We start from the raw sequence: 21,101 nt of genomic DNA, 5'->3' as shown, positions 1-21,101 counted from the left end.
AAAACATCCCCTAGCCCAGGCCCCGAGTTCAGTTCACACAAAAAAGAGAGGTGCCCCCTCTCTTTTGCAGCTTTTTTAAAGGAAATGCCTTATAGATGCGCACTAAAATTCTATTCAGTGTAAAAATCCCATTTGTTAAAGCGTAAAATTTACATTTAATGCCGAAAACTTAATCTTCAAAGCACCTATTTTCCATATAAAGTAAAATGGTTCCAGAATTCTCTTCCGGCGAGCTTTATTCTAGTAATTTTTAGGTGGATTCTAGTCATTTTTTAAATTATTCTAGCCATTATTTCGGGGATTCTACTTTATCTCAATTTTCAGAAAAATACTAAGGGTTATTTTGCCTTTACTGCGTTAAGCCCCGGCATACCTGGCAAAATAGGATTTTGCCTCGGCCAGGTCGTTTGTGCCATGCACCAATACTCGCCCATCCTTGAAAAACACCATGGTTATGCGCTCGTCCGGCTCGAACTTAAGCAAAAATGGGTTCGCTGCGGTAACAGTGCCTGCTTCGCGCAGGACGCCAGCTAATTTTTCCAGCTCAACAGGGTTCTTTTTACGAGGATTGATCTGGACAGTGTCCCGCCCGCATAAAGCGGTAAAAGCCACTTGCCGGTCGGAGGACCGGTCGAGGAAATCGAATTGCCGCTTCCCACAGCACGGGCAATCAGGGTTCCGCCCTTTGGAAATGTCCATTTGCATGTTCGAGTTGTACCAAATGTCGATTTGCTCGAGATTCGGGTTGTGCTCGGCTCCGGCTAAAATCTTAATCGCCTCCATCGCCTCGAACGAACCGATGATTTCAGTAATAGGTGACAGGACGCCAATCGTGTCACACGTTTCGCCAAGTCCTGCCTGCGCGTCCGGGAACAGGCAGCGGTAGCACGGCGTCCTCCCCGGTTTGATAACAGCGAACATGCCGCGCGAGCTGACCGCGCCGCCGTACACCCACGGAACCCCGAACTTAACGGCAATATCATTGATCAGGTACCGTGCCGAAAAGTTGTCTGTTCCATCAACGATGACATCGAACCCCGCCAGCAAATCTTCGGCGTTATCAAGGTTCAAATCGGCAATGACCGGGTCGATGGTGATTTCCGAGTTAACTGCCCTAAGCCGCTCAGCAGCGGCAACCGCCTTCGGAAGGTTTTTCCGTGCATCGTCCTCGGTATAAAGGGTCTGGCGCTGAAGATTGGACAGCTCAACCAAATCACGGTCAATGAGCCGGACGAACCCGACTCCCGAGCGGACAAGATGGTTGGCAATCACCGTTCCCAAGGCCCCCATCCCGACGATCGCCGCCCGGCTTCCGAGCAGCCGTCTTTGCCCCTCTTCCCCAATCGGCTTAAAAAGTATTTGGCGCGAATACCGTTCCATTTGCCTGCCTCCCAATCAATTCGTCTTTCTTCTATTATAAAAGAAGAAACCGAATTTACTAAAAATTATAAATTATTTTTAAAAAAGGAAGGAATATGTAAAAGTATGAAGAATATATAACAGGTACATGCTTTTTTTGCATAAAATCAAATCCATGTAAGGGGGCTCCGAATCAATGAATCTTGGCGGTTTCAAGAACAGGGAAGCAGTTGTTGATTTGACCAATGGCACAGTGGAGTACAGGAGCATTAACGAAGAAGATGCGCGGAAGTATATCGGCGGACGCGGGCTTGGCGTCAAGTATGTCCTTGACAATGGGCCTGAAGTGGAACCGCTTTCTGAGGAAAATATTCTCTGTATTATGACCGGGCCGGTGACAGGCTCCCGTTCTTCAATGAGCGGACGCCTTGCGGTTGTAACGAAGTCGCCGCTGACCGGAACAGTAACCGATTCCCATATGGGCGGCTGGACAGCCGCGCGCTTGAAATGGTCCGGTTTTGACAACATTATTTTCAAAGGAAAAAGCGACAAGCCAGTCTATCTGTACATAGAGGACGGCAAAGCGGAATTGCGCGATGCATCGGCCGAGTGGGGAACGTCCACACGGGCAACGGTCAAAGCGATGAAGGACCGGTACGGCGCGGAAGACCTGAGCGTTATGGCAATCGGCCAGGCCGGGGAAAATACCGTCCGTTACGCTTCCTTCATCAATGAGCACGACCGGGCTGCCGGCCGGGGCGGAACAGCCGCTGTCGCAGGATATAAGAAACTGAAGGCCATCGTCATCAAGGCGGTGCAAAAAGGCAATATGCCTCAGCCCGCGCTTGAAAACGAATACAAAGAGGCCAATAAAAAAGCGGTCAAAGCGATCCTTGAAGGCGGCTTGACCGCACCGAACAAGGGCGGCCTGTCCGTTTACGGCACAAACGTCCTGACCAACCTCATCAACGAAGTCGGCGCGCTGCCAACAAAGAACGCGCAGTTCACCAACTGGGACCAGGCGGAGCTGCATAGCGGCGAGTATGTAAACGAGCATCTGCTCGTTGCCAACAATACATGCCATGCATGCCCTGTCGCTTGTAAAATCGAGGTCGAAGTCAAGGACGGCAAATACAAAACCCGTGTTGAAAGCTTCGAATTCGAATCTGCATGGGCGCTTGGCGCGAACAGCGGACTGAGCAACTCGGAGGCAATCGCCTATCTGATTGACTCGTGCAACGAATACGGAATTGACACAATCGAGCTAGGAAACGCCTTCTCGGTAACAATGGAAGCGTACGAAAAAGGAATCGTCGACGAACAGCTTGACTGGGGCGATGCCGACCGGATGATCGAGATGACAAGGAAAATCGCCTTCCGCGAAGGCTTCGGAGGCATCCTTGCCGAGGGGCCAGCACGTGCAACGGCCATGTGGGAAGCACCGCAATTGTCAATGTCCGTCAAGGGCCAGTCAATCCCGGCATACGACCCGCGCGGCATCCAGGGAATCGGCCTAGGCTATGCGACAAGCAACCGCGGCGCCTGCCACCTCCGCGGCTATACCGTCGCATCGGAAATCGCCGGCATCCCGGAACCAACCGACCGTCTGCAGCCTGAAGGAAAGGGCGAGCTCCTGAAAATATTCCAGGACCTTCTCTCCTTCTCCGACTCGATGAATATTTGTAAATTCTCATCCTTCTCCGAAAACGCCGAGAACTATGCCGAGCAGTACAGCTCAATGACCGGCATCCCAATGACGGCCGAGGACGTCATGCTCGCAGGGGAACGGATTTACAATCTCGAACGCTATTACAATAATCTTGCCGGCTTCAACAAGCGCGAAGACGACTTCCTGCCGCGGCGCTTCACTGAAGAGCCAGCCACTGGAAACAGCGCCGGCTCCGTCAGCCGCATGGACATCATGCTCGACGAATACTACCAGGTCCGCGGCTGGAAAGACGGCGTCGTACCAGAAGAAAAACTTCGCGAACTCGGCATCCTCCCCGCCGCCGCCGAACCAGGCAGCCAGCTAGTTTAAGAGTGAAGCAGTGAGGCAGGGGACGTATCCATTGCCTCAAATTAAGCGCTACTTTGCACCATCTTTTGAAAAGTAAACAAGGGCTTCTGCACGATTTGTGCAGGAGCCTTTTCTTTTCCAATAGCATATTTCGAGGTGACCCATGAAAGACAAAGTAAAAGAGGTTTTCAACCAGCTTTCCAGCGCATATGAAAAATCGGTCGACACGGACAGTTTGTACAATAGTGAATATGAGCGGCCTGCCATGCTCGCGGCTCTGCCTCAGGATTTAACGGGTAAAGTGGTTCTTGATGCGGGCTGTGCTGCGGGATGGTATGCTCTAGAACTGGCCAACCGGGGTGCAAAGGTTGTCGCAATCGATTTAAGCCCCGAAATGGTTACCGCAGCGAAAAGGCGTATTGGGGACAAAGCCGAGGTCTTTTGCCACGACCTGACTGAACCCTTCCCGTTTACCGACCACTCGTTCGACTATGTTATCAGTTCGCTCACCCTCCATTATTTGAAGGAGTGGCACTTTACGTTCAGTGAATTCAAACGGATTTTGAATCCTGGAGGGAGCTTCCTATTTTCAGTCCACCACCCTTTCTCCGATATAAAGCTTCTTAAGGAACCAAGCTATTTTTCAACGGAGCTCATTATTGATCAATGGCGTAAGGAAGGGAAAGTTTTCGATGTGCCATTTTTCCGAAGGCCTCTGCATGCGATTTTGAACGATACCCTTGCCTTTTTTAAAATAAATGAAGTCATCGAGCCCCAGCCTACAGAAACATTTAAAAGGCTAAATCCCGTTTCCTATGGCAGGCTGCTGAAAACGCCGAACTTTCTTATCATTAAGGCAACAGCAGGAAAAAGGTGAAAATAGAAACGGAGTTTAATAATTTATTTATAATCTCAGAAGATTGAAGACACTTTGATTCCGGTTTGCCAGCTGAAACTGTCTTCATCGAAGTTAAGAAGAACTTCTATGTCGACCAGGTGTTCTCAAGACCGTTTCAGGGCCAAAAAAAAACGCCCCACCAGTAACCTAGCCGGCGGGGCATTGTTTTTTATGTTTCCTTTAGTACGGGACCGCGACGTCGATCTAAAGCCCGAACTCTACGCCTTCCCCGCTTCACCCGGCCGCAGCTGCGACACGACAATCCCGGTAAGGATGAGCAGCATCCCGATCCACTGGACGAGGACGACCTGTTCACCCAAAATCAGGTTCGAAGCGATGATGCCGACCGGCAGCTCGACTGAACTCAAAATGGATGTGAGCGTTCCGCCGATTTTAGGCGCGCCGTAAGTGAACAGGACCGGAGGCAGGAGCTGGGCGAGTATTCCAAGCAACAGCCCCCATTTCAGCACCGCGCCGAACGGGTTTATTTCCGCGATCGGCGTCGTCACCGCAAACCCCACAAAAAGCAATACAAGCGTTCCGGACACCATCAAGCCGTTTTTATAAAACTGCGGGATGGTTTCCGGCAGTACGGATGCCCCGATTAGGAAAACGGAATAACAAATCGCAGCTATGAATCCGTAAATCAGGCCCGGCGCGTTAATGGTTTCCGAATCGACTCCGGTTATCCGGAGCACAAGGAGCGTACCGACGAGCACAATGGCGACCGCAAGCCACTCGTTCCGGTGAATCTTTCTTTTTAAAACGAACATTTCAATCAGGAGGCCGATCCACGTGAATTGGAACAGCATCACCAATGAAACGGACGTTGGCACATAGGCAAGGCTTTTATAAAGGGCAAGGCTCGTTCCGCCGAGGCCGAATCCCCCGACTGCAAGCAGCTTTAAGTAATCCCGGAGTGTTACTTTTCCAAAAGACCGTGTCGCCAAAATAAGAATAATAAGGCCAAGCGTGCCGTATACGTACTGGCTGATTGTCAGCTCCGGAAAATCAAAGCCGTCCGCATAGGCGAGCTTCACAATCGTATTCACAAACCCGTATATGGAAGCCGCTAATAATACCGATAATATACCAAGCATTCTATTCAACTAATCAACCCTTCCGAATTCCGATTAACCTTAAGCCTTTCCATGTGTAAAAGAAAAGCCGCTCCCGGTGGAGAACGGAAACTTGTTTCCGCTTTTTTCCACGGGAACGGCTTCCCTAAAATTTTACCCTATTTACAATCTGGCAGCCAAAAACGAGTTAATAAATTTCCGCCACCAAAGTGGTCAGACCACTACGCTCAGGAAATGCTTGAGGAATCCCACGGCGTCGACTTCCAGCGCCACGTCGACATTCGGCCGGTTCGCCGGGATACTCCGCAAATCAGCAATCGTCCTGCCGACGGAGTGGATGCCTTCGCAATCGACCTGAATATGGAGTGGTTTAGTTTTTATAAAAGCAGGGTGGATGACTGCACCAATCGCGAGCGGGTCATGGAGCGCGCAGCCTTTGATGCCCGGAAGAGAGTTCTGGTAGGCATTTATGTAAAACTCCACAATATGAGCCATGAAATCGCCAAGCGGCGTTTGCTTCTTCCTCCATACCGCAAGCTGTTCCCTTGGAAGGAGCGTTTGCATTGTAACGTCAAGGCCTACCATTGTGACCGCCAGCCCAGATCGGAAAACATATTCGGCCGCTTCAGGGTCCGTATAGATATTGGCCTCCGCCGCCGCTGTCGCGTTTCCTGGCACGGTTACAGCACCGCCCATGATGACAACGCGTTCCACTTTTTCAATGATAGACGGATCTTTCATGACAGCAAGCGCAAGGTTTGTCATGCTGCCTACACAGACAAGGGTGATTTCCTTTGGGTGGTTGTGGATCATCTCAACCATGAACTCAACCCCGTGCTTTTCGGACGGCTTTGTTTTTGGCAATGGGAGCGAGTGGTTCCCCATCGCATCGTCGCCATGGATGAATGCCGCCTTTTGCTTCAAATGCGGCCTGAACAACGGCTTCGTCGCCCCCGGGCAAACCGGGATATCCTCACGCCCAAGCAATTCTAATAGCTGCAGTGTATTTCGGGTTGCTTCCTCCACCGACGTATTTCCGAAGCAGGTCGTAAGCCCGACGAGGTCTATGTCCTCGGAAAGAGCGGCATACGCAATCGCCATTGCATCATCAATACCAGTATCAACATCAAGGATGACTTTTTTCATTCTAAAACCTCCCTTTGCTTGCCGGAAACGACTTCAACGAATTCCTTGATGAACCGCTCCGCGTCGACTTCAAGGCAGACGTTCACATTCGGATGAGAGCCTTCCCGTCCACGCAGATCGGCAATCGTAGCGCCTGAGGAGAGAGAGCCTTTCGTTTCAATCGCAACAAGCATTGGTTTAGTTTTTACCATGTCAGGATGAAGGGTAACGGCTACCGCCAATGGATCGTGGAGCGGGCTGCCGTCGATCCCATCCATCTTTTTATAGGCATCGAGCCTGAAACGGACCATTTCGTCCAGCGCATCGATGAGTTCCGCATTCGTTTCATCCTTCTGGCTTACCATCCAGACCATGTCTTCGGCCGTGATTTGAGTTTGCATCGTGACATCCAGGCCGACCATTGTCAGCGGGAAGCCAGCCTCGAATACCATATTCGAGGCTTCCGGATCGCCGGCGATGTTGGCTTCGGATACTGGGGTAACATTTCCCGGCACAGTCACCGCGCCGCCCATGATGACGACCTCCTTCACCTTTTTCGGAAGAGATGGATCCTTGGCCAGCGCCTCGGCTAGATTGGTCATGCGCCCGACGGTAATCACCGAAATTTCGCCCGGCTCTTCATTCACCGCGCGGACGATGAAGTCGGATGCCCTCTCCTCCTGGGCTTTTGCTATTGGAGCTGGCAGGGAAACATTCCCGATGCCATTTTCGCCATGAACATGGACGACTGGCCCTTTCCACTCCCGTAAGAACGGCCTGGAAGCCCCGGCAAAAACCGGAACATCCGACGCCCCGGCCAGCTCGGCGATTTGAAGGGTATTGAATGTCGCCTGTTCCACACTAACATTCCCGAAGCCTGTCGTCAGGCCCTTTACCTCAACATTTGGATGTTTTAAAAGATAAAGAATGGCGAGAGCGTCATCAATGCCAGTATCAATATCCAGAATTACTTTTTTCACCACTACCTCACCTGCTTTTCACTTGTTGTAATGTATAAACGCTCTTCTAACATAAATCAGAATATCATTTTATCGTGTGTTTCGGCTACATCCATGTTCAACCCCGCTTTTTTAAAAAAATCCTTTGGGCCCATGCACCTGTCGGAAACTGCACACTCCTATTTTGGCGTCCCAAATAAATCCAAAACAACTTTACCCGCTATCGCTAAGGTAGACATTAAAAAGTGACCAACGCTGTTCACTAGGGTGGACACTTGAAAAGAATCAGCGCCCTATTAACTAGCATGCTTTTGAAAATGAAAAAGCACCCAATAAATCGGGTGCAATGCAATTTCTATTTAAGTACCCGGACGCCCTCCCAATACTGGAGGTATTCCGTTTTTCAATTCCGGCGATTTTCTGAAACCAATGGCCTACCCGCCGACCCTGGTCGTTTTATAGCGGTAGCTTTTAATAAACGCGGCAAGCTCTTCATCTGTTTCAGCCCGGAATCTGACCTGGACAGCATTGACTTTGAAGGTGGGCGTGAAGGCAATTTCTTTTTCCGAAAGGATTTCTCCAGTCCAGTTGCCTCCCCTGTACTGCCCTGGCAGTCCTGGTTCGTTCGTCCGCATGCCGCCAAGTTCCTCAAAGTACATTTCGAGATGGCGGCGATTGATGCCGCGGAATTCAAGAATGGTTTCCTTCATTTTAACCGCCCGCAACCGGAGGGAACAGCGCGAACTGGTCCGTCTCGCTGACCGCCGTTTCCAGCCCGGCCAAATGGACAATATTCTTTCCGTTTATGTAGACATGGACGAAATCCTTAAGTGTCCGATCTGAAGTGAAAATTTCCTCTTCAATATCGGGGAACATCTCGACCATTTTCTCCAAAACATCTATGACCCTGTGGCCTTCAGGCTTCACTTCAACAGTCACGCCCCCGCATATCACGCGGAGATTGGCAAACACTTTGACCTGCATGCAAACTCCCCCTTTATCTTCCATCTTAAGGGAAACACTGTTGATTGTCACCCAGAAAGCGGACAATTTGATTCCCTTTTCACGGCCGGCTGGATTACACTTATTTTAAAAAGAATGCACTGGGGGGTAACAGCATGGCGCCAACATTTAAGGTCGCTGATCGTAAAAAATGCAGTGATATCGTTGCGCTTTATGATGAAGTCACTTTGCAGGTTCAAATGAAAGGGATTCACCAATGGGACTATCCGTGGCGGGAGGATATCGTAAAAGAGGCGATTGATAGGCATGAAGTCTATACATCCGAATTGGGCGGAATCATCGTTGGGGCATTTTGGATCGGGAGGGTGGGCAATTTTTCAGGCTTGCAGGTTGGAAGAAGACAGCCTGTACCTTTCAAAGATCGCCATTCTCCCAACCTATCAGGGGCATGGGATTGGAAGAGAAATCGTTTCTTTCTCATGCTCTTTAGCGGAAACCGCCGGCAAGCCCCTTTACCTTGACTACTGGGCTGGAAACAAAAAGCTCAAGAACTTTTATACAGGGTGCGGCCTCGAATATATGGGGGACTTTCTAGAAGAAGATTATTTCATCAGTGTTTTTAAAAGCTAATAGTAACGATTTTCGCTGCGCTTGTTAGATATTCGGATTTATTCTGACAAGCCAACCCGATTTTCGCTTAAGCTTGTCACATATCATGGCTTTATCTGACAACCTAACACGATTTTCACCTACGCTTGTCACATATCATGGCTTTATCTGACAACCCAACCCGATTTTCGCTTAAGCTTGTCAGATATCATGGCTTTATCTGACAACCCAACCCGATTTTCGCTTAAGCTTGTCATATATCATGGCTTTATCTGACAACCCAACCCGATTTTCGCTTAAGCTTGTCACATATCATGGCTTTATCTGACAACCCAACCCAATTCCAGCCGGCGCTTGTCAGATAACAAGGCTTTATCTGACAACCTAACCCGATTTCAGCCTCCGCTTGTCAGATAACAAGGCTTTATCTGACAACCTAACCCGATATTCACCTACGCTTGTCACATATCTCGGCTTTATCTGACACCAAACCTCGAAAACTCTTGTTCCTTGTCCAAATGGCAGCACTATCCCACAAAAAAACAAGGCAAACCTCGATTCCAACCCGCCAACCGACCGGTATTTCCCCCCCAAAAAAAAGAAGGACCCGCCGCTCCAGGTCCCTCCCAAAACTCCCTATTCCCCTCCGCCACGCTCGCTTCGGATTTCAAGTGCGCGTTCCGGGTAATCGGTCATTATGGTCTCAATTCCCATCTCGATAAGCTCTTTCATCTTTTTCTCCTTATTTACCGTGAATACGCGGACCGGGACTCCGAGATCAGCTGCGGTCCTGGCCATTTCAGTATAGGCAACCGGAGTATGGACATGAAGCCCAAAAGCACCAATGGTTTTTGCATACTCCCACGGTTCATGGAGAACTTCCATAAAGAGGATAGCGGTCTCCACCTCCGCATCAAGTTCCCTCACCCGTTTCAGGCTGTAATGGTTAAAGGAAGAAATAATTGCATTTTCCTTATAGGAATGCCGCGCGAGGGCTTCGAGCACCTTTTTTTCAATGCCTTTGTACGGGATGACATCGCTTTTGATTTCTACATTGAGCCTGATGCCGGTCCCTTTTAGAAGCGCCAATACCTCATCCAGCGTCGGAATCGTGGCGCCCTGGAATTCCCAGCCAAACCAGGAGCCCGCATCAAGGCTTTTCAGCTCCTCAACCGTCATGTCCCTTACATTTCCCGACCCATTCGTCGTCCGGTCGACGGTTTCATCATGGATGATTACCAGCTCGCCATCCTTCGAGAGGTGGACATCAAGCTCAATACCATCAACACCTAACCTGATTGCCTCCCTGAACGCCTCGAGCGTATTTTCGGGATGGGTTCCCTTGCTTCCCCGATGTGCAAATATTTTAGTCTTCCCCATTTTGCCTCACCTCTTTTGTAAAAAAATTCAAAAGGGGAGGCGCCTATTCCCCTGCAAAACTCTTTTTGCTAGGAAAGAAGGCTGCCCCACCCTAATTAACCATTATTTCTTCTTCGTTTTATTAGCGATTTCAATCGCCCTGTTCGTACCTTCAGCGGCCTGATCTAGCGCTTCCTGCGGAGACTTGCCTTGATACATATTTTCAAGGGCCGTTACCACTTGCTGGCGCGATTCAGGGAATACGGAAATCAGCGCGCCCTGGGTCGCATAGGATGGTTTCGTTGCCTGAAGCTGGTCAACTGTTACCTTGAATTGAGGGTACTTTTCCCATTCAGTTTTAACGACATCCTGGTCATAGGCAGCCGGGTTGATGGCAAAATAGCCTGTTCCTACATGCCATTTCGCCTGGCTTTCTGGGGTAGCAAGGAACTTCATGAACTCCCATGCTGCTTCCTGCTCTTCCTTGGCAATTCCCTTTGACATCCAGAGGGAAGCGCCGCCAATGGCTACACCCTGCCTTTCGGCTTCATCCGGATATGGAATGTAGGCGACTCCCACTTCGAATGGAGAATTGTTGATTGCACCAGCAACTCCGGCAGATGAGTCCATATACATTGCCACTTTGCCCGTTTGGAACGCGGCGCGGATATCATCCCAGTTCGTTCCATAGTTTCCGAAGGTTCCCGCTTTGTTCATTTCATCGAGCCATTTGAAGACACGAAGGCCTTCCTCTCCATTAAAGACAGCCTTAGTCGCATCGTCGGAACGGCCGTTGTCATTGTCGACATAATGCCCTCCTTGTGTTGCGACAAGCTGTTCAAAGAACCAGCCATACGTTAGCATGGAGAAACCAAAACGTTCATTTTTCTTGGTCAGCGCCTTTGCGGCTTCCTTTACTTCGTTAAAGGTTTGTGGCGGATTTTCCGGATCAAGCCCAACTTCCTTGAATGCATCCTTGTTGTAGATCATAACCGGCGTGGAGGAGTTGAATGGCATGGAATACAGCTTCCCATCGACGCGGTAGTAGTTCAGGATGTTATCTTCAAGCTGGGAAAGGTCATAGTTATCCTTGTCAATGAATGTCTGCATTGGCTCGATATAGCCGCTTTCAATCATGTATTTCGTACCAACTTCAAAAACCTGGGTAATCGCCGGTGCATCCTTCGTGCCGCCGACACTGCGCAGCTTTGTGAGGGATTCTTCGTAAGTACCCTGGAATTCCGCTTTTACAACATATTTATCCTGGGAATTGTTAAAATCCGCGACAATGTTGTCAAGCGCAACCTGCCCTGGCCCGGACATCGCATGCCAGAACGAAATTTCGGTTTTGCCCTGCTTCTCTCCTGAATCCTTTCCACCTTTTTTCTTTCCGGTTCCCGAACTTGCATCGTTGGAACATGCCGACATGACGAGAATGCTGATAATCGTACTAAGTACAAATAACCATTTTAGTTTCTTTTTCAACTTTTCCTGCACCCCTTTTTTCATTTTTATAAAAAACTTCCGGCATTTCCATACGGAGCGAGACGCCAGAAGGTAAAACCATTTTGGATTTACTTAATCGCTCCTTGTGTGAGGCCTTTTTGGAGCTGTTTTTGCCCGGCGAACAATAGGATCAATGTTGGGATGATAACAACAATTACCCCGGACATAACGACGCCCCACTCTGTCGCAACTTCCTGCGACTGAAGCTGTTTCAGCCCGATTTGCACGGTCCTTACCTGGCTTGTGCTTGTGACAAGGAGTGGCCATAGATACATATTCCATGTTGTCAAAAATCCATACGCCCCCAGGGTCACAAGGCTAGTCTTCGAAATTGGCAGGATGACCCTCCAAAAGAAGGCGAATTTGCTCAACCCGGCTACCTCGGACGCTTCATGAAGCTCCTTAGGGATCGTCTTGAAATGCTGGCGGAGCAGGAATGTCCCGAACGCGAGCGCAAAGAAAGGGACGGTCAGGCCCTGGTATGTATTCATCCAATCAAGCTTCTGGATGGTAAAGAAGTTTGGAATCATCGTCGCCTCCCACGGAATCATCATCGTCGAGATAAAAAGGAAGAAGATGAAATCCCGCCCTTTAAAGGGAATGAAGACGAACGCGTATGCCGCCATGCTGCAGACGACCAGCTGGCCAAGCATGACCCCGAACGAAACAACAAAGCTATTAATCAAGTATTTCAAAAGAGGCAGCCTGTCGAATACCTTGGCATAGTTTTCAAAGCTGAAGGAACTCGGCAGGAATTTCCCCTGGAGGATTTCCCCTCCGGTCATGAAGCTGATCATGAATGCGTAAAGGACCGGAAAGAAAACGAGGAAGGCGGACAGTCCCAGCAAAACATAGAATAATAGTTTTTTAGGCGTGGACATGCTCATTGGTAATGCACCTTCTTTTCTCCAAGCTTAAATTGTAATATAGTCACAACGAGGATGCAGATGAACAGGAATACTGCCTGGGCACTCGCTGTGCCGAATTGGTAGTTGACGAATGCTTCCCGGTAAATCGAATAAACGATCAGGTTGGTCGCCTGGGAAGGGCCGCCTTTTGTTAAAATATCCACCTGGCCAAACGTCTGGAACGCATTGATCAGGGAAATCGTAATGATGAAGAATAGCGTCGGCGAAAGCATCGGAATCGTTATCCTTCTCAGCTGGTACCAATAGCCGGCTCCGTCGATTTTCGCACTTTCGTACAAGTATTCATCGATATTCTGAAGACCGCCGAGCAAGATTAAGAAGGAAAAGCCAATGTTCATCCAAATCGTTGAGATCGATATTGATACAAGCGCCCAATCCGGGTCTAGAAGCCATTGGACTCCCGGCATGCCAAGAACATGGAGTAGCCGGTTGAACATCCCGATGCTTGGATGGAACAAGAACAGCCATACGACCGAAGAAGCGGCGACGGATATTCCCATGGTGGATGAGTAAATCGTCCTGAAAAACCCGATCCCTTTCAGCTTTTCATTTGCTATCAGGGCAAGAAAAAGCGAAATGATTACCCCCGTCGGCACCGTGTAAAGGACAAACAGGACAGTCGCCTTCACACTATTCCGGAAGGCCGGCGATTCAAGGAGATACTTGTAATTTTCCAACCCGACGAAAACAGCCGCCGTCCCCTGCTGGTCGGTCAGGAAAAAACTTAAATAAATCGTCCTGAACATCGGATAAAAAACGAAAACCGAAAAAAGCAGGATCGAAGGGAACAAATACAAAAGCGCTGTCCGTGCATTAAGCGACCTTCTCCACAGGGAAAATTTCGGGGGAGTATATGTTACACGGCCGGATACTTCCGCTTTCATATAAGCACCTCTTTACCGAACACATAGTTTTCGATATCTGTAGGCGTTTTTACGATTTTCTCTGTTTCGGCATCAAAAAAGCACACAGAATCATAATTGATGACGATTGGGATGGTGTCGCCAACGTCGATGCGCCATTGTCCCGTCCATTTTGCGAGCCATTCCCGTCCGCCCATATCGAAGGAAAAGATCGTTTCATTTCCAAGAACTTCTACATTCACTACTTTTACGTCAATCCGGTTTTCCGCGCTTGCGCCTTTCGTGGCTGGCTTAAGATGCTCCGGGCGGATACCAACAATGATCCGGTCAGATTTCAGCAGTCCGTGGTCCTTGGCCGAAACGGCTATTTTAGCACCTTCGCCAACCGTTACTACGGAGTTTGCGCGGTCAACCTTGCCATCACCGATATTCATCGCCGGGGAGCCAATGAATGTAGCGACGAAAGGATTTGCCGGATTGTTATAAATATCGATCGGCTTACCGATTTGCTGGATTTTCCCGTCATGGAGAATCATGATGCGGTCACCCATCGTCATCGCCTCGACCTGGTCATGAGTAACATAAATCATCGTAATGCCAAGCCTTCTCTGTATTTGCCTTATTTCAGAACGCATATGCGCGCGCAGCTTCGCATCCAGGTTGGACAAGGGCTCGTCCATCAGGCAAATCGGCGCCTGGTTGACGATGGCCCTTGCCAACGCGACCCGCTGCCTTTGCCCGCCGGAAAGCTCGCGAGGCTTCCGGTGCAGGTACGGCATCAAGCCAAGCATCGTCGCCACATCATCACACCGTTTTTTCCTTTCATGCTTGGACACCTTTTTCACATGGAGCCCGAACACTATGTTTTCTTCAACAGTCAAATGGGGATACAACGCATAGTTCTGGAACACCATTGAAATATCCCGTTTGCTCGGCGGAAGATGGTTTGCCTCCATGCCGCCAATTCGAAGGACGCCGCCGGTTATTTCCTCAAGCCCCGCAATCATGCGCAGCATCGTACTTTTCCCGCAGCCGGACGGGCCGACAAGCACAAAAAACTCCCCAGGTTGGATCGTTACATTAATATCGGTGATTACTTCAGTCTTCTTATCATACGATTTGGAGACATTTATCAACTCGACTTTTTTCATCTTGCACCCCTTCTTGTTGTTTTCCTTAGTTAAGCGCTTTCAATTTGCTGTTTGTGAGGAAATGGCCTTATTGTTCAGCTTCACTTGCTTGATGCCATCAAGTTTCCCAAACTCCCTGTATAGTTCCATAATGTTTTTCTTCGAAGAAATTTTCACCCCGATATCCATCGACAAATACCCGTCTTCAAGAAAGAAATACTCATCGGACATAGAAATTGCCTCGATATGCGCGTCTTCATTTTTAAGGATTTTGTTAATTTTACCCAAAATTTGCGCTTCGTCCTTCATTGTCAGAGTAAACGTTATAAATTTGTAGGTTGCCAGGAACCTTTCTTCGAATCCCCTCAGCACAAAAACGGTTAACATGACAATTCCCGTCGTGGCGAGTGCGGGAAGATAAAAGCCGCTTCCGACAGCGAGGCCGATCGCGGAAACAACCCACAAGGTCGCCGCTGTCGTTATCCCCGTGACACTTCTGTTGGAGTGTTTCAGGATCGCGCCTGCCCCAAGGAAGCCAATCCCGCTTATTACGGCATGCGCCAGCCGCGCCGGATCGAAACGGGCATTTACATGGTTGATCGTCTCGTTGAACCCATAGATGGATAGGAGCATGATCGAGGCCGCCCCGACAGAAACAAGCAAGTGCGTCTTCACCCCTGCCTGCTTGTTGCGTAAATCCCGCTCCCATCCGATAAGGCCTCCCAGAAAGGCAGCCAAAAGCAGTCGTCCAATAATTGCCGTTGCCGAAATTGTAACTGGTTTCACCCCCCTGGCTATGCAAAAGGAGGCCCCAAATCATGCCTATAAAAAAATAGACAAAAAATGTGAGCCTCCTGATCTCCATCACGCTATTAACTTGTTATAATATTACAATAAATCCAAATTATCGTCAATTCTTATTCTCATTTTAATGGATTAAATAGTATCTATAGTAGTTAAAAACGTCTATGTATGGAAGAATTTGTTTTTATAAGAACTATAATTTCCGTTTCACACAGCCTTTTATTCATTTCAGATTCGGGGTGCCTGAATGTACAAAAACATATCTATTATTCTTTTTATCTTATATACCCTTGCAGGCTGCGGGAGTACCGATACAGACCCGGCCTCAGCTTTGCAGGGCGGGTTCATAATTATTGGGCACCGAGGCGCATCCGCCTACGCGCCTGAGCATACGATCGCGTCCTACGAACTTGCTCATCTTCTTGGCGCGGATTATCTGGAAATCGACTTGCAAATGACAAAGGACGGCCATTTAATCGCCATGCATGATAAAACCGTAGACCGAACAACCGATGGTACCGGCGACGTGGGATTCTATCCCCTCGAAGAAATAAAACTTCTCGATGCCGGTTCCTGGTTCAATCGCTTACATCCGGAGTACGCGCGTCCTGCGTTTGAAAACCTCAGGGTCCCTACACTCGAAGAGATTTTCAGTCACTTCGGGACTTCCGTGAATTATTATATCGAAACAAAATCCCCGGATGAATATCCCGGGATGGAGGATAAATTGATTGAACTGGCGAGGAAATATTCCATCAACCTGACCGGGGAAGGAAAGAATCCAGGCCTCATCCTCCAATCCTTCAGCAGCGAGAGCCTGAAAAGGATTCACGAGCTTGAGCCTGAAATTCCGCTTATTCAGCTTAAAAAATACAAAGAACATGCTTCTCTTACGGGAAAGGAAGCGGGGATAATCAAACAGTATGCGGCAGGGATTGGGCCGAATTTCGAAAAAATAGATCAGAACTACGTTAATAAGGCCCACGAAGCAGGGCTGGCGGTGCATCCTTATACGATTGACTCGGAGCAGGATATGAAAAAAGCATTGGAAATTAGGGTGGACGGAGCCTTTACAAATTATCCTAACCGCTTAGCTGAATTGCTCGGGCGAAAAACAGCGAATTAAATGTCTTCATCGGCAATATGAAGACACGTTCAAACAATCTTCGTCCTCGAAACTATCTTCATTGGGGGTGTTGTATGATGAACACTTCTATATTAAAAGAATTGATTTTTCATCACATATCAAACTATATAAAACTTTTTAATCGCACATTTTATTCAAAGTGAGATAAAGCTGGCCACTTAAAGTTAGTGTGCCAGCTTTTTTCTCTTTCCCGCTGTTTTAATCACTTTCAGGGGTTGTCGCATATTCGAACTCCGCATCAAGATCTTCCGCATGCTTTTCAGCCTGTTCAGGGCTCCAATTAAACAAGCTTTTCATATAAGCCAGGACCGCCTCACGGTACTGTTTGACGGAGCCTATGTCGAATAGCAGGTCGCCTGTTCTTCTCAAAAAGAAATCAAGCGGCGTTGCAATCATTTCATGCTGGATTCCATAGGCCAATTTTGCCATTAGAACGATTGGGATGCCGAATTTATCAGCGTCCTTTTGATGGGTTTTGGCTAAATCATAAACAAGGGGCGCATTTGAACCATAAAAACCCGCAATATGCCTTGCTTCCTTATCGTTCAGCCCCATACTGGTCCCCTGTGGAATTGCCGAGGTGACAAAGCTTGCGAAATTTCCCGAGCCGCCTAAGTCACCGCCGGAAATCTTGATTGATTTCGTTTGGCAAGGTCTTGGCTTTAAATGGCCAGCTGCTTGAAGCTTTTCCGCCACCAGGTCCACAATGGTTTCGGCCATTTTCCGGTACCCTGTCAATTTCCCGCCCGCAATGGTGATTAAGCCTGATGCCGACTCCCAAATTTCGTCCTTCCGCGAAATTTCGGATGGGTTTTTCCCTTCTTCATGGATGAGCGGCCGAATGCCGGCCCAGCTCGATTCAACATCCTCAGGCTTTGCGTTGACATCCGGGAACATGTAGTTGATGGCGGAGATTAAATAATCGCGGTCTGCTAGGGTCATTCTTGGATTCACTTTATCCCCGTTATAAAACGTATCAGTTGTGCCAATATAGGTTTTCCCGCCGCGGGGGATGGCAAAGATCATCCGCTTGTCTGGCGTGTCAAAATAAACCGCCTGCTTTAAAGGAAAGCGGGATTGGTCAAGGACGATATGGACCCCCTTTGATAAAATCAGCATCTTACCTTTTTTCGAACCGTCTTTTTCACGGATTGCATCGACCCACGGCCCGGTTGCGTTAATGATTTTCTTGGCAAAAACCTGATACGTCTCGCCTGTCAGCTGATCTTTTACAACAACGCCGACCACTTTGCCGCCTTCATTAATCAAGTCATCCGCCTTAGCATAGTTGATGGCCGTCGCGCCATTATCTACAGCCGCCTTCATGACTTCAATTGTCAACCTGGCATCATCGGTCCTGTATTCCACGTAATAACCGCCGCCCTTTAGGCCCTGCTTTTTGATGAGCGGCTCTTTTTGCAATGTTTCCTCCACGGATAGCATGGAGCGGCGTTCTTCCTTTTTTACACCGGCGAGAAAATCGTACATCCTAAGGCCAATCGAGGTAGAAAAGCTGCCGAACGTTCCTCCCTGGTGGAACGGAAGGAGCATCCATTCCGGGGTTGTCACATGCGGGCCATTTTCATAGACGATGGCCCTTTCCTTGCCAACCTCGGCAACGACCTTTACTTCAAGCTGCTTCAGATAGCGCAATCCGCCATGCACAAGCTTTGTCGACCGGCTTGACGTTCCAGCCGAAAAGTCCTGCATCTCGATCAGTGCCGTATCGATCCCCCTTGTTGCCGCATCGAGGGCAATGCCGGCTCCTGTAATTCCCCCGCCGATTACGAGTAAATCAAAGGTTTTCCCTTTTAGCTTTTCGATGATTTTCGCGCGGTGCAAATTCGTAAACATTCGTTTTCCTCCTAAAACAGGAAAAGAGACCGCAAAAGACATTACCACTCCGTGTGATAATGCTTCGCGGTCTCTCCAATTCTCCTGCCGTCATATTAACTTAAAAATATTGTATCAAATTCCAAAATTAATTACCATTCAAACGAAGTAGACAATTTTTGTCTACTTAAAAGCCATTGCCGCTTTGACCGCCTTTTTCCAGCCGCTGTATAATTCTTCCCTGACGCTGACCGCCATATCCGGCTCAAACGAACGATCGATTGCCCATTTCGCGGCAATCTCCTCCTGGCTATCCCAAAACCCGACGGCCAGGCCGGCAAGATATGCTGCGCCCAGCGCCGTTGTTTCATTGATCAGCGGGCGTTCAACTGGCACGTCGAGGATGTCGCTCTGGAAGTCCATCAGGAAGTTATTTTTAACTGCTCCTCCATCAACCCGCAAGGTTTTCAATTTAATTTCCGAATCGGCCTCCATCGCGGAGAGGACATCCTTTGTCTGGTAGGCGAGCGATTCAAGTGTTGCCCGAATGAAATGCTCCTTGGCCGTCCCGCGGGTCAAACCGAAAATTGCGCCCCTCACATCGCTATCCCAATACGGCGTGCCAAGCCCGACAAATGCAGGAACCACATAAACACCATCCGTTGACTCCACCCTGCTCGCATAGCTCTCGCTGTCCTTGGCATCCTTAAGCATACGCAATCCATCGCGAAGCCATTGGATAGCCGAGCCTGCCACGAAAATGCTGCCTTCAAGGGCATATTCGACTTTTCCGCCAAGGCCCCAGGCAATCGTTGTCAGCAGGCCGTGCTCCGACCGGACCGCCTTTTCGCCCGTATTCATCAGCATGAAACAGCCCGTTCCATATGTGTTTTTCGCCATGCCCTTCTCAAAACAGGCCTGACCGAACAATGCCGCTTGCTGGTCGCCGGCCGCACCGGAAATCGGCACTTCTTTTCCGAAAAAATGAAACGGTGCCGTCATCGTATACACTTCCGATGATGGTCTGACTTCCGGAAGCATTGATGAAGGAATACCCAGTATTTCAAGAATTTCTTCATCCCATTTTAGATCATGGATGTTGAACATCAGGGTGCGGGACGCATTGCTGTAGTCCGTCACGTGGGCCTTGCCGCCGGAAAGCTTCCAGATCAGCCATGTATCGATTGTGCCGAATAATAATTTCCCTTCTTCGGCCTTTTTCCTCGCACCTTCAACATTGTCGAGGATCCATTTTACCTTCGTCCCAGAAAAATAGGCATCGATCAGGAGGCCCGTCTTTTCACGAAAAACATCGTTATACCCCTTTGCCTTCAGTTCCTCGCAGATTTCGGCTGTTTGCCTCGATTGCCATACAATCGCGTTGTAAACAGGTATTCCGGTCTCATTATCCCAAACAACTGCCGTTTCCCGTTGGTTCGTAATCCCAATTCCAGCTATTTGCTCTGGCTTGATATTCGATTCCGATAAAACACCAGCGATGACGGCAAGGATCGACCCCCAAATTTCATTCGCGTTATGCTCCACCCAGCCGGGTTTAGGAAAATGCTGTGTAAATTCCTTTTGGGACGAATGGACGATTTTTCCGCCCCTATCAAAAATAATTGCCCTTGAGCTGGTCGTCCCTTGATCCAACGCTAAAATATACGTTTCCATCCCATTCCCCTCCACTGATTTTTATCGGACAAAAAAGGAGAAACAAACAGAAATACTCCTCCAATTAGGACTTGTCTGTATGATTCTCCCGAGCACTACCACTTTTAAACTTGATTTCTCTCAATTTATTAAAAAGCCATCTTTCGAAACATGCAGCCATAGCTCGCTTTTGGAGGTTGTCACCCCATGGGCGCCAGCATTAACTGCATTTTCAATATCCGCTGCTGTCCTTATAAATCCCCCGGCCAGCACCGGAATTTTCACTTTTTGCGTTACCTCTGTGATTAAATCCGGCATTGCCCCGGGCAGTACCTCAATATAATCCGGCCTGGTCTTTTCAAGAAGCTGATAGCTTTTCTCCAGCGCATGCGAGTCAATCAAAAAAATCCTTTGGATCGCAAGAACGCCCTTTTGCTTAGCCTTCAGGATGACATTCGCCTTCGTGGAAATCAGCCCGTATGGCTTATATTCCTGGCAGACGAACTCGGTCGCCGCATCATCGCTCTTAATCCCGCGAATCATATCCATGTGGTAAACCATCTTCTTCCCGCGCTCCCCCGCCATGGCACTCACATTTTTCATCTGGGCAATATGCAGCTCAAGGCAAATGCCAATCTCATAGGGGCTTTTCAAAAATGCCTCAAAATCCTTCATATTAGAGAAAGCGGGAAGAATAACCTGGTTCATCTACTTCACCCTTTAATTTCTTTTTTTAAAAAAAGGACTGCGGACGCGTTGCACGGGATTTGCCGATAAACGGACGGAAACCGCACATAAACGTGGTTCTTCCGCTGATAAGCTCTTGGGTTCCGCTGATAAACTGAAATCCAGCCTATCAGCGGATACA

19 protein-coding genes are annotated in these 21,101 nt (G+C 48.8%); 4 read left to right on the top strand and 15 right to left on the bottom strand.

The features are described 5' to 3' along the window. Positions 1–357: 357 nt before the first annotated feature. The gene (locus tag AR337_RS11630; RefSeq protein WP_059172159.1) at positions 358–1,380 is read right to left on the bottom strand and encodes a ThiF family adenylyltransferase; all 1,023 of its coding nucleotides are present in this window, start codon (positions 1,378–1,380) and stop codon (positions 358–360) included. A gap of 175 nt (positions 1,381–1,555) precedes the next feature. Here AR337_RS11630 and AR337_RS11625 point away from each other — a divergent pair, with 175 nt between their 5' ends. Next, positions 1,556–3,397, top strand: coding sequence for an aldehyde ferredoxin oxidoreductase family protein (locus tag AR337_RS11625; protein ID WP_059172158.1), 1,842 nt, complete (start codon positions 1,556–1,558; stop codon positions 3,395–3,397). 142 nt (positions 3,398–3,539) lie between these two features. Continuing rightward, positions 3,540–4,253, top strand: a complete 714-nt coding sequence (locus AR337_RS11620) for a class I SAM-dependent methyltransferase (protein WP_059172157.1) — start codon at positions 3,540–3,542, stop codon at positions 4,251–4,253. Between the two features lie 239 nt (positions 4,254–4,492). Here AR337_RS11620 and AR337_RS11615 read toward each other — a convergent pair whose 3' ends face one another. The 5 genes from AR337_RS11615 to AR337_RS11595 all read right to left on the bottom strand — a co-directional run bounded on the left by AR337_RS11615 (position 4,493) and on the right by AR337_RS11595 (position 8,421). After that, positions 4,493–5,374: a DMT family transporter gene (locus AR337_RS11615; RefSeq protein WP_253701649.1), complete on the bottom strand. Its 882-nt coding sequence runs from the start codon at positions 5,372–5,374 to the stop codon at positions 4,493–4,495. A gap of 192 nt (positions 5,375–5,566) precedes the next feature. After that, positions 5,567–6,499 (bottom strand): nucleoside hydrolase, encoded by a 933-nt coding sequence (locus tag AR337_RS11610; RefSeq protein WP_059172155.1) that lies wholly within the window; start codon positions 6,497–6,499, stop codon positions 5,567–5,569. Then, positions 6,496–7,458 carry a nucleoside hydrolase gene (locus AR337_RS11605; RefSeq protein WP_059172154.1) on the bottom strand — a complete coding sequence of 321 codons (963 nt, stop codon included), beginning with the start codon at positions 7,456–7,458 and terminating at the stop codon, positions 6,496–6,498. Before AR337_RS11605 ends, AR337_RS11610 begins: the two co-directional genes overlap by 4 nt. Positions 7,459–7,871: 413 nt before the next feature. Beyond that, on the bottom strand, positions 7,872–8,147 hold the full coding sequence (locus AR337_RS11600; RefSeq protein WP_059172153.1) for a hypothetical protein: 276 nt from the start codon (positions 8,145–8,147) through the stop codon (positions 7,872–7,874). Between the two features lies 1 nt (position 8,148). Then, positions 8,149–8,421, bottom strand: coding sequence for a ubiquitin-like small modifier protein 1 (locus AR337_RS11595; protein ID WP_059172152.1), 273 nt, complete (start codon positions 8,419–8,421; stop codon positions 8,149–8,151). A gap of 285 nt (positions 8,422–8,706) precedes the next feature. Between AR337_RS11595 and AR337_RS24065 the strand changes: the two genes are divergently transcribed. Further along, a complete protein-coding gene (locus AR337_RS24065) occupies positions 8,707–9,030 on the top strand; it encodes a GNAT family N-acetyltransferase (protein WP_082686941.1) in 324 nt (107 codons plus the stop codon). Between the two features lie 615 nt (positions 9,031–9,645). On the opposite strand, the gene AR337_RS11585 is transcribed toward AR337_RS24065, so the two are convergent. From AR337_RS11585 to AR337_RS11560, 6 genes are all read right to left on the bottom strand, one after another. Then, positions 9,646–10,389 (bottom strand): glycerophosphodiester phosphodiesterase, encoded by a 744-nt coding sequence (locus tag AR337_RS11585; protein ID WP_059172150.1) that lies wholly within the window; start codon positions 10,387–10,389, stop codon positions 9,646–9,648. A gap of 102 nt (positions 10,390–10,491) precedes the next feature. Then, on the bottom strand, positions 10,492–11,853 hold the full coding sequence (locus AR337_RS11580) for an ABC transporter substrate-binding protein (RefSeq protein WP_253701635.1): 1,362 nt from the start codon (positions 11,851–11,853) through the stop codon (positions 10,492–10,494). A gap of 89 nt (positions 11,854–11,942) precedes the next feature. Then, positions 11,943–12,755, bottom strand: coding sequence for a carbohydrate ABC transporter permease (locus tag AR337_RS11575; RefSeq protein WP_059172246.1), 813 nt, complete (start codon positions 12,753–12,755; stop codon positions 11,943–11,945). Between the two features lie 2 nt (positions 12,756–12,757). Next, entirely contained in the window at positions 12,758–13,687 is a 930-nt protein-coding gene (locus tag AR337_RS11570) for a carbohydrate ABC transporter permease (RefSeq protein ID WP_059172148.1), read from the bottom strand. After that, positions 13,684–14,817: an ABC transporter ATP-binding protein gene (locus tag AR337_RS11565; RefSeq protein ID WP_059172147.1), complete on the bottom strand. Its 1,134-nt coding sequence runs from the start codon at positions 14,815–14,817 to the stop codon at positions 13,684–13,686. The genes AR337_RS11570 and AR337_RS11565 overlap by 4 nt, the downstream gene beginning before the upstream one ends. 39 nt (positions 14,818–14,856) lie before the next feature. Next, positions 14,857–15,582, bottom strand: a complete 726-nt coding sequence (locus tag AR337_RS11560) for an MgtC/SapB family protein (protein WP_059172146.1) — start codon at positions 15,580–15,582, stop codon at positions 14,857–14,859. Positions 15,583–15,847: 265 nt separating this feature from the next. On the opposite strand from AR337_RS11560, the gene AR337_RS11555 reads away from it, so the two are divergent. Beyond that, complete coding sequence (locus AR337_RS11555; RefSeq protein ID WP_059172145.1) at positions 15,848–16,726, top strand: glycerophosphodiester phosphodiesterase; 879 nt, start codon at positions 15,848–15,850, stop codon at positions 16,724–16,726. Between the two features lie 219 nt (positions 16,727–16,945). Here the strand turns inward: AR337_RS11555 and AR337_RS11550 are convergent, their stop codons facing one another. The 3 genes from AR337_RS11550 to AR337_RS11540 all read right to left on the bottom strand — a co-directional run bounded on the left by AR337_RS11550 (position 16,946) and on the right by AR337_RS11540 (position 20,941). Further along, positions 16,946–18,601, bottom strand: a complete 1,656-nt coding sequence (locus tag AR337_RS11550) for a glycerol-3-phosphate dehydrogenase/oxidase (RefSeq protein WP_059172144.1) — start codon at positions 18,599–18,601, stop codon at positions 16,946–16,948. 162 nt (positions 18,602–18,763) lie between these two features. Further along, on the bottom strand, positions 18,764–20,254 hold the full coding sequence (gene glpK / locus AR337_RS11545; RefSeq protein ID WP_059172143.1) for a glycerol kinase GlpK: 1,491 nt from the start codon (positions 20,252–20,254) through the stop codon (positions 18,764–18,766). A 120-nt stretch (positions 20,255–20,374) separates the two neighbouring features. Then, entirely contained in the window at positions 20,375–20,941 is a 567-nt protein-coding gene (locus tag AR337_RS11540) for a glycerol-3-phosphate responsive antiterminator (RefSeq protein WP_059172142.1), read from the bottom strand. Between the last annotated feature and the right edge of the window lie 160 nt (positions 20,942–21,101).

Source organism: Bacillus sp. FJAT-27445 (genome assembly GCF_001510665.1).
Classification (GTDB): domain Bacteria; phylum Bacillota; class Bacilli; order Bacillales; family Cytobacillaceae; genus Bacillus_D.
The sequence above is the reverse complement of the archived record's forward strand: the minus strand, read 5'-3'. Positions and strand labels throughout refer to the sequence as shown.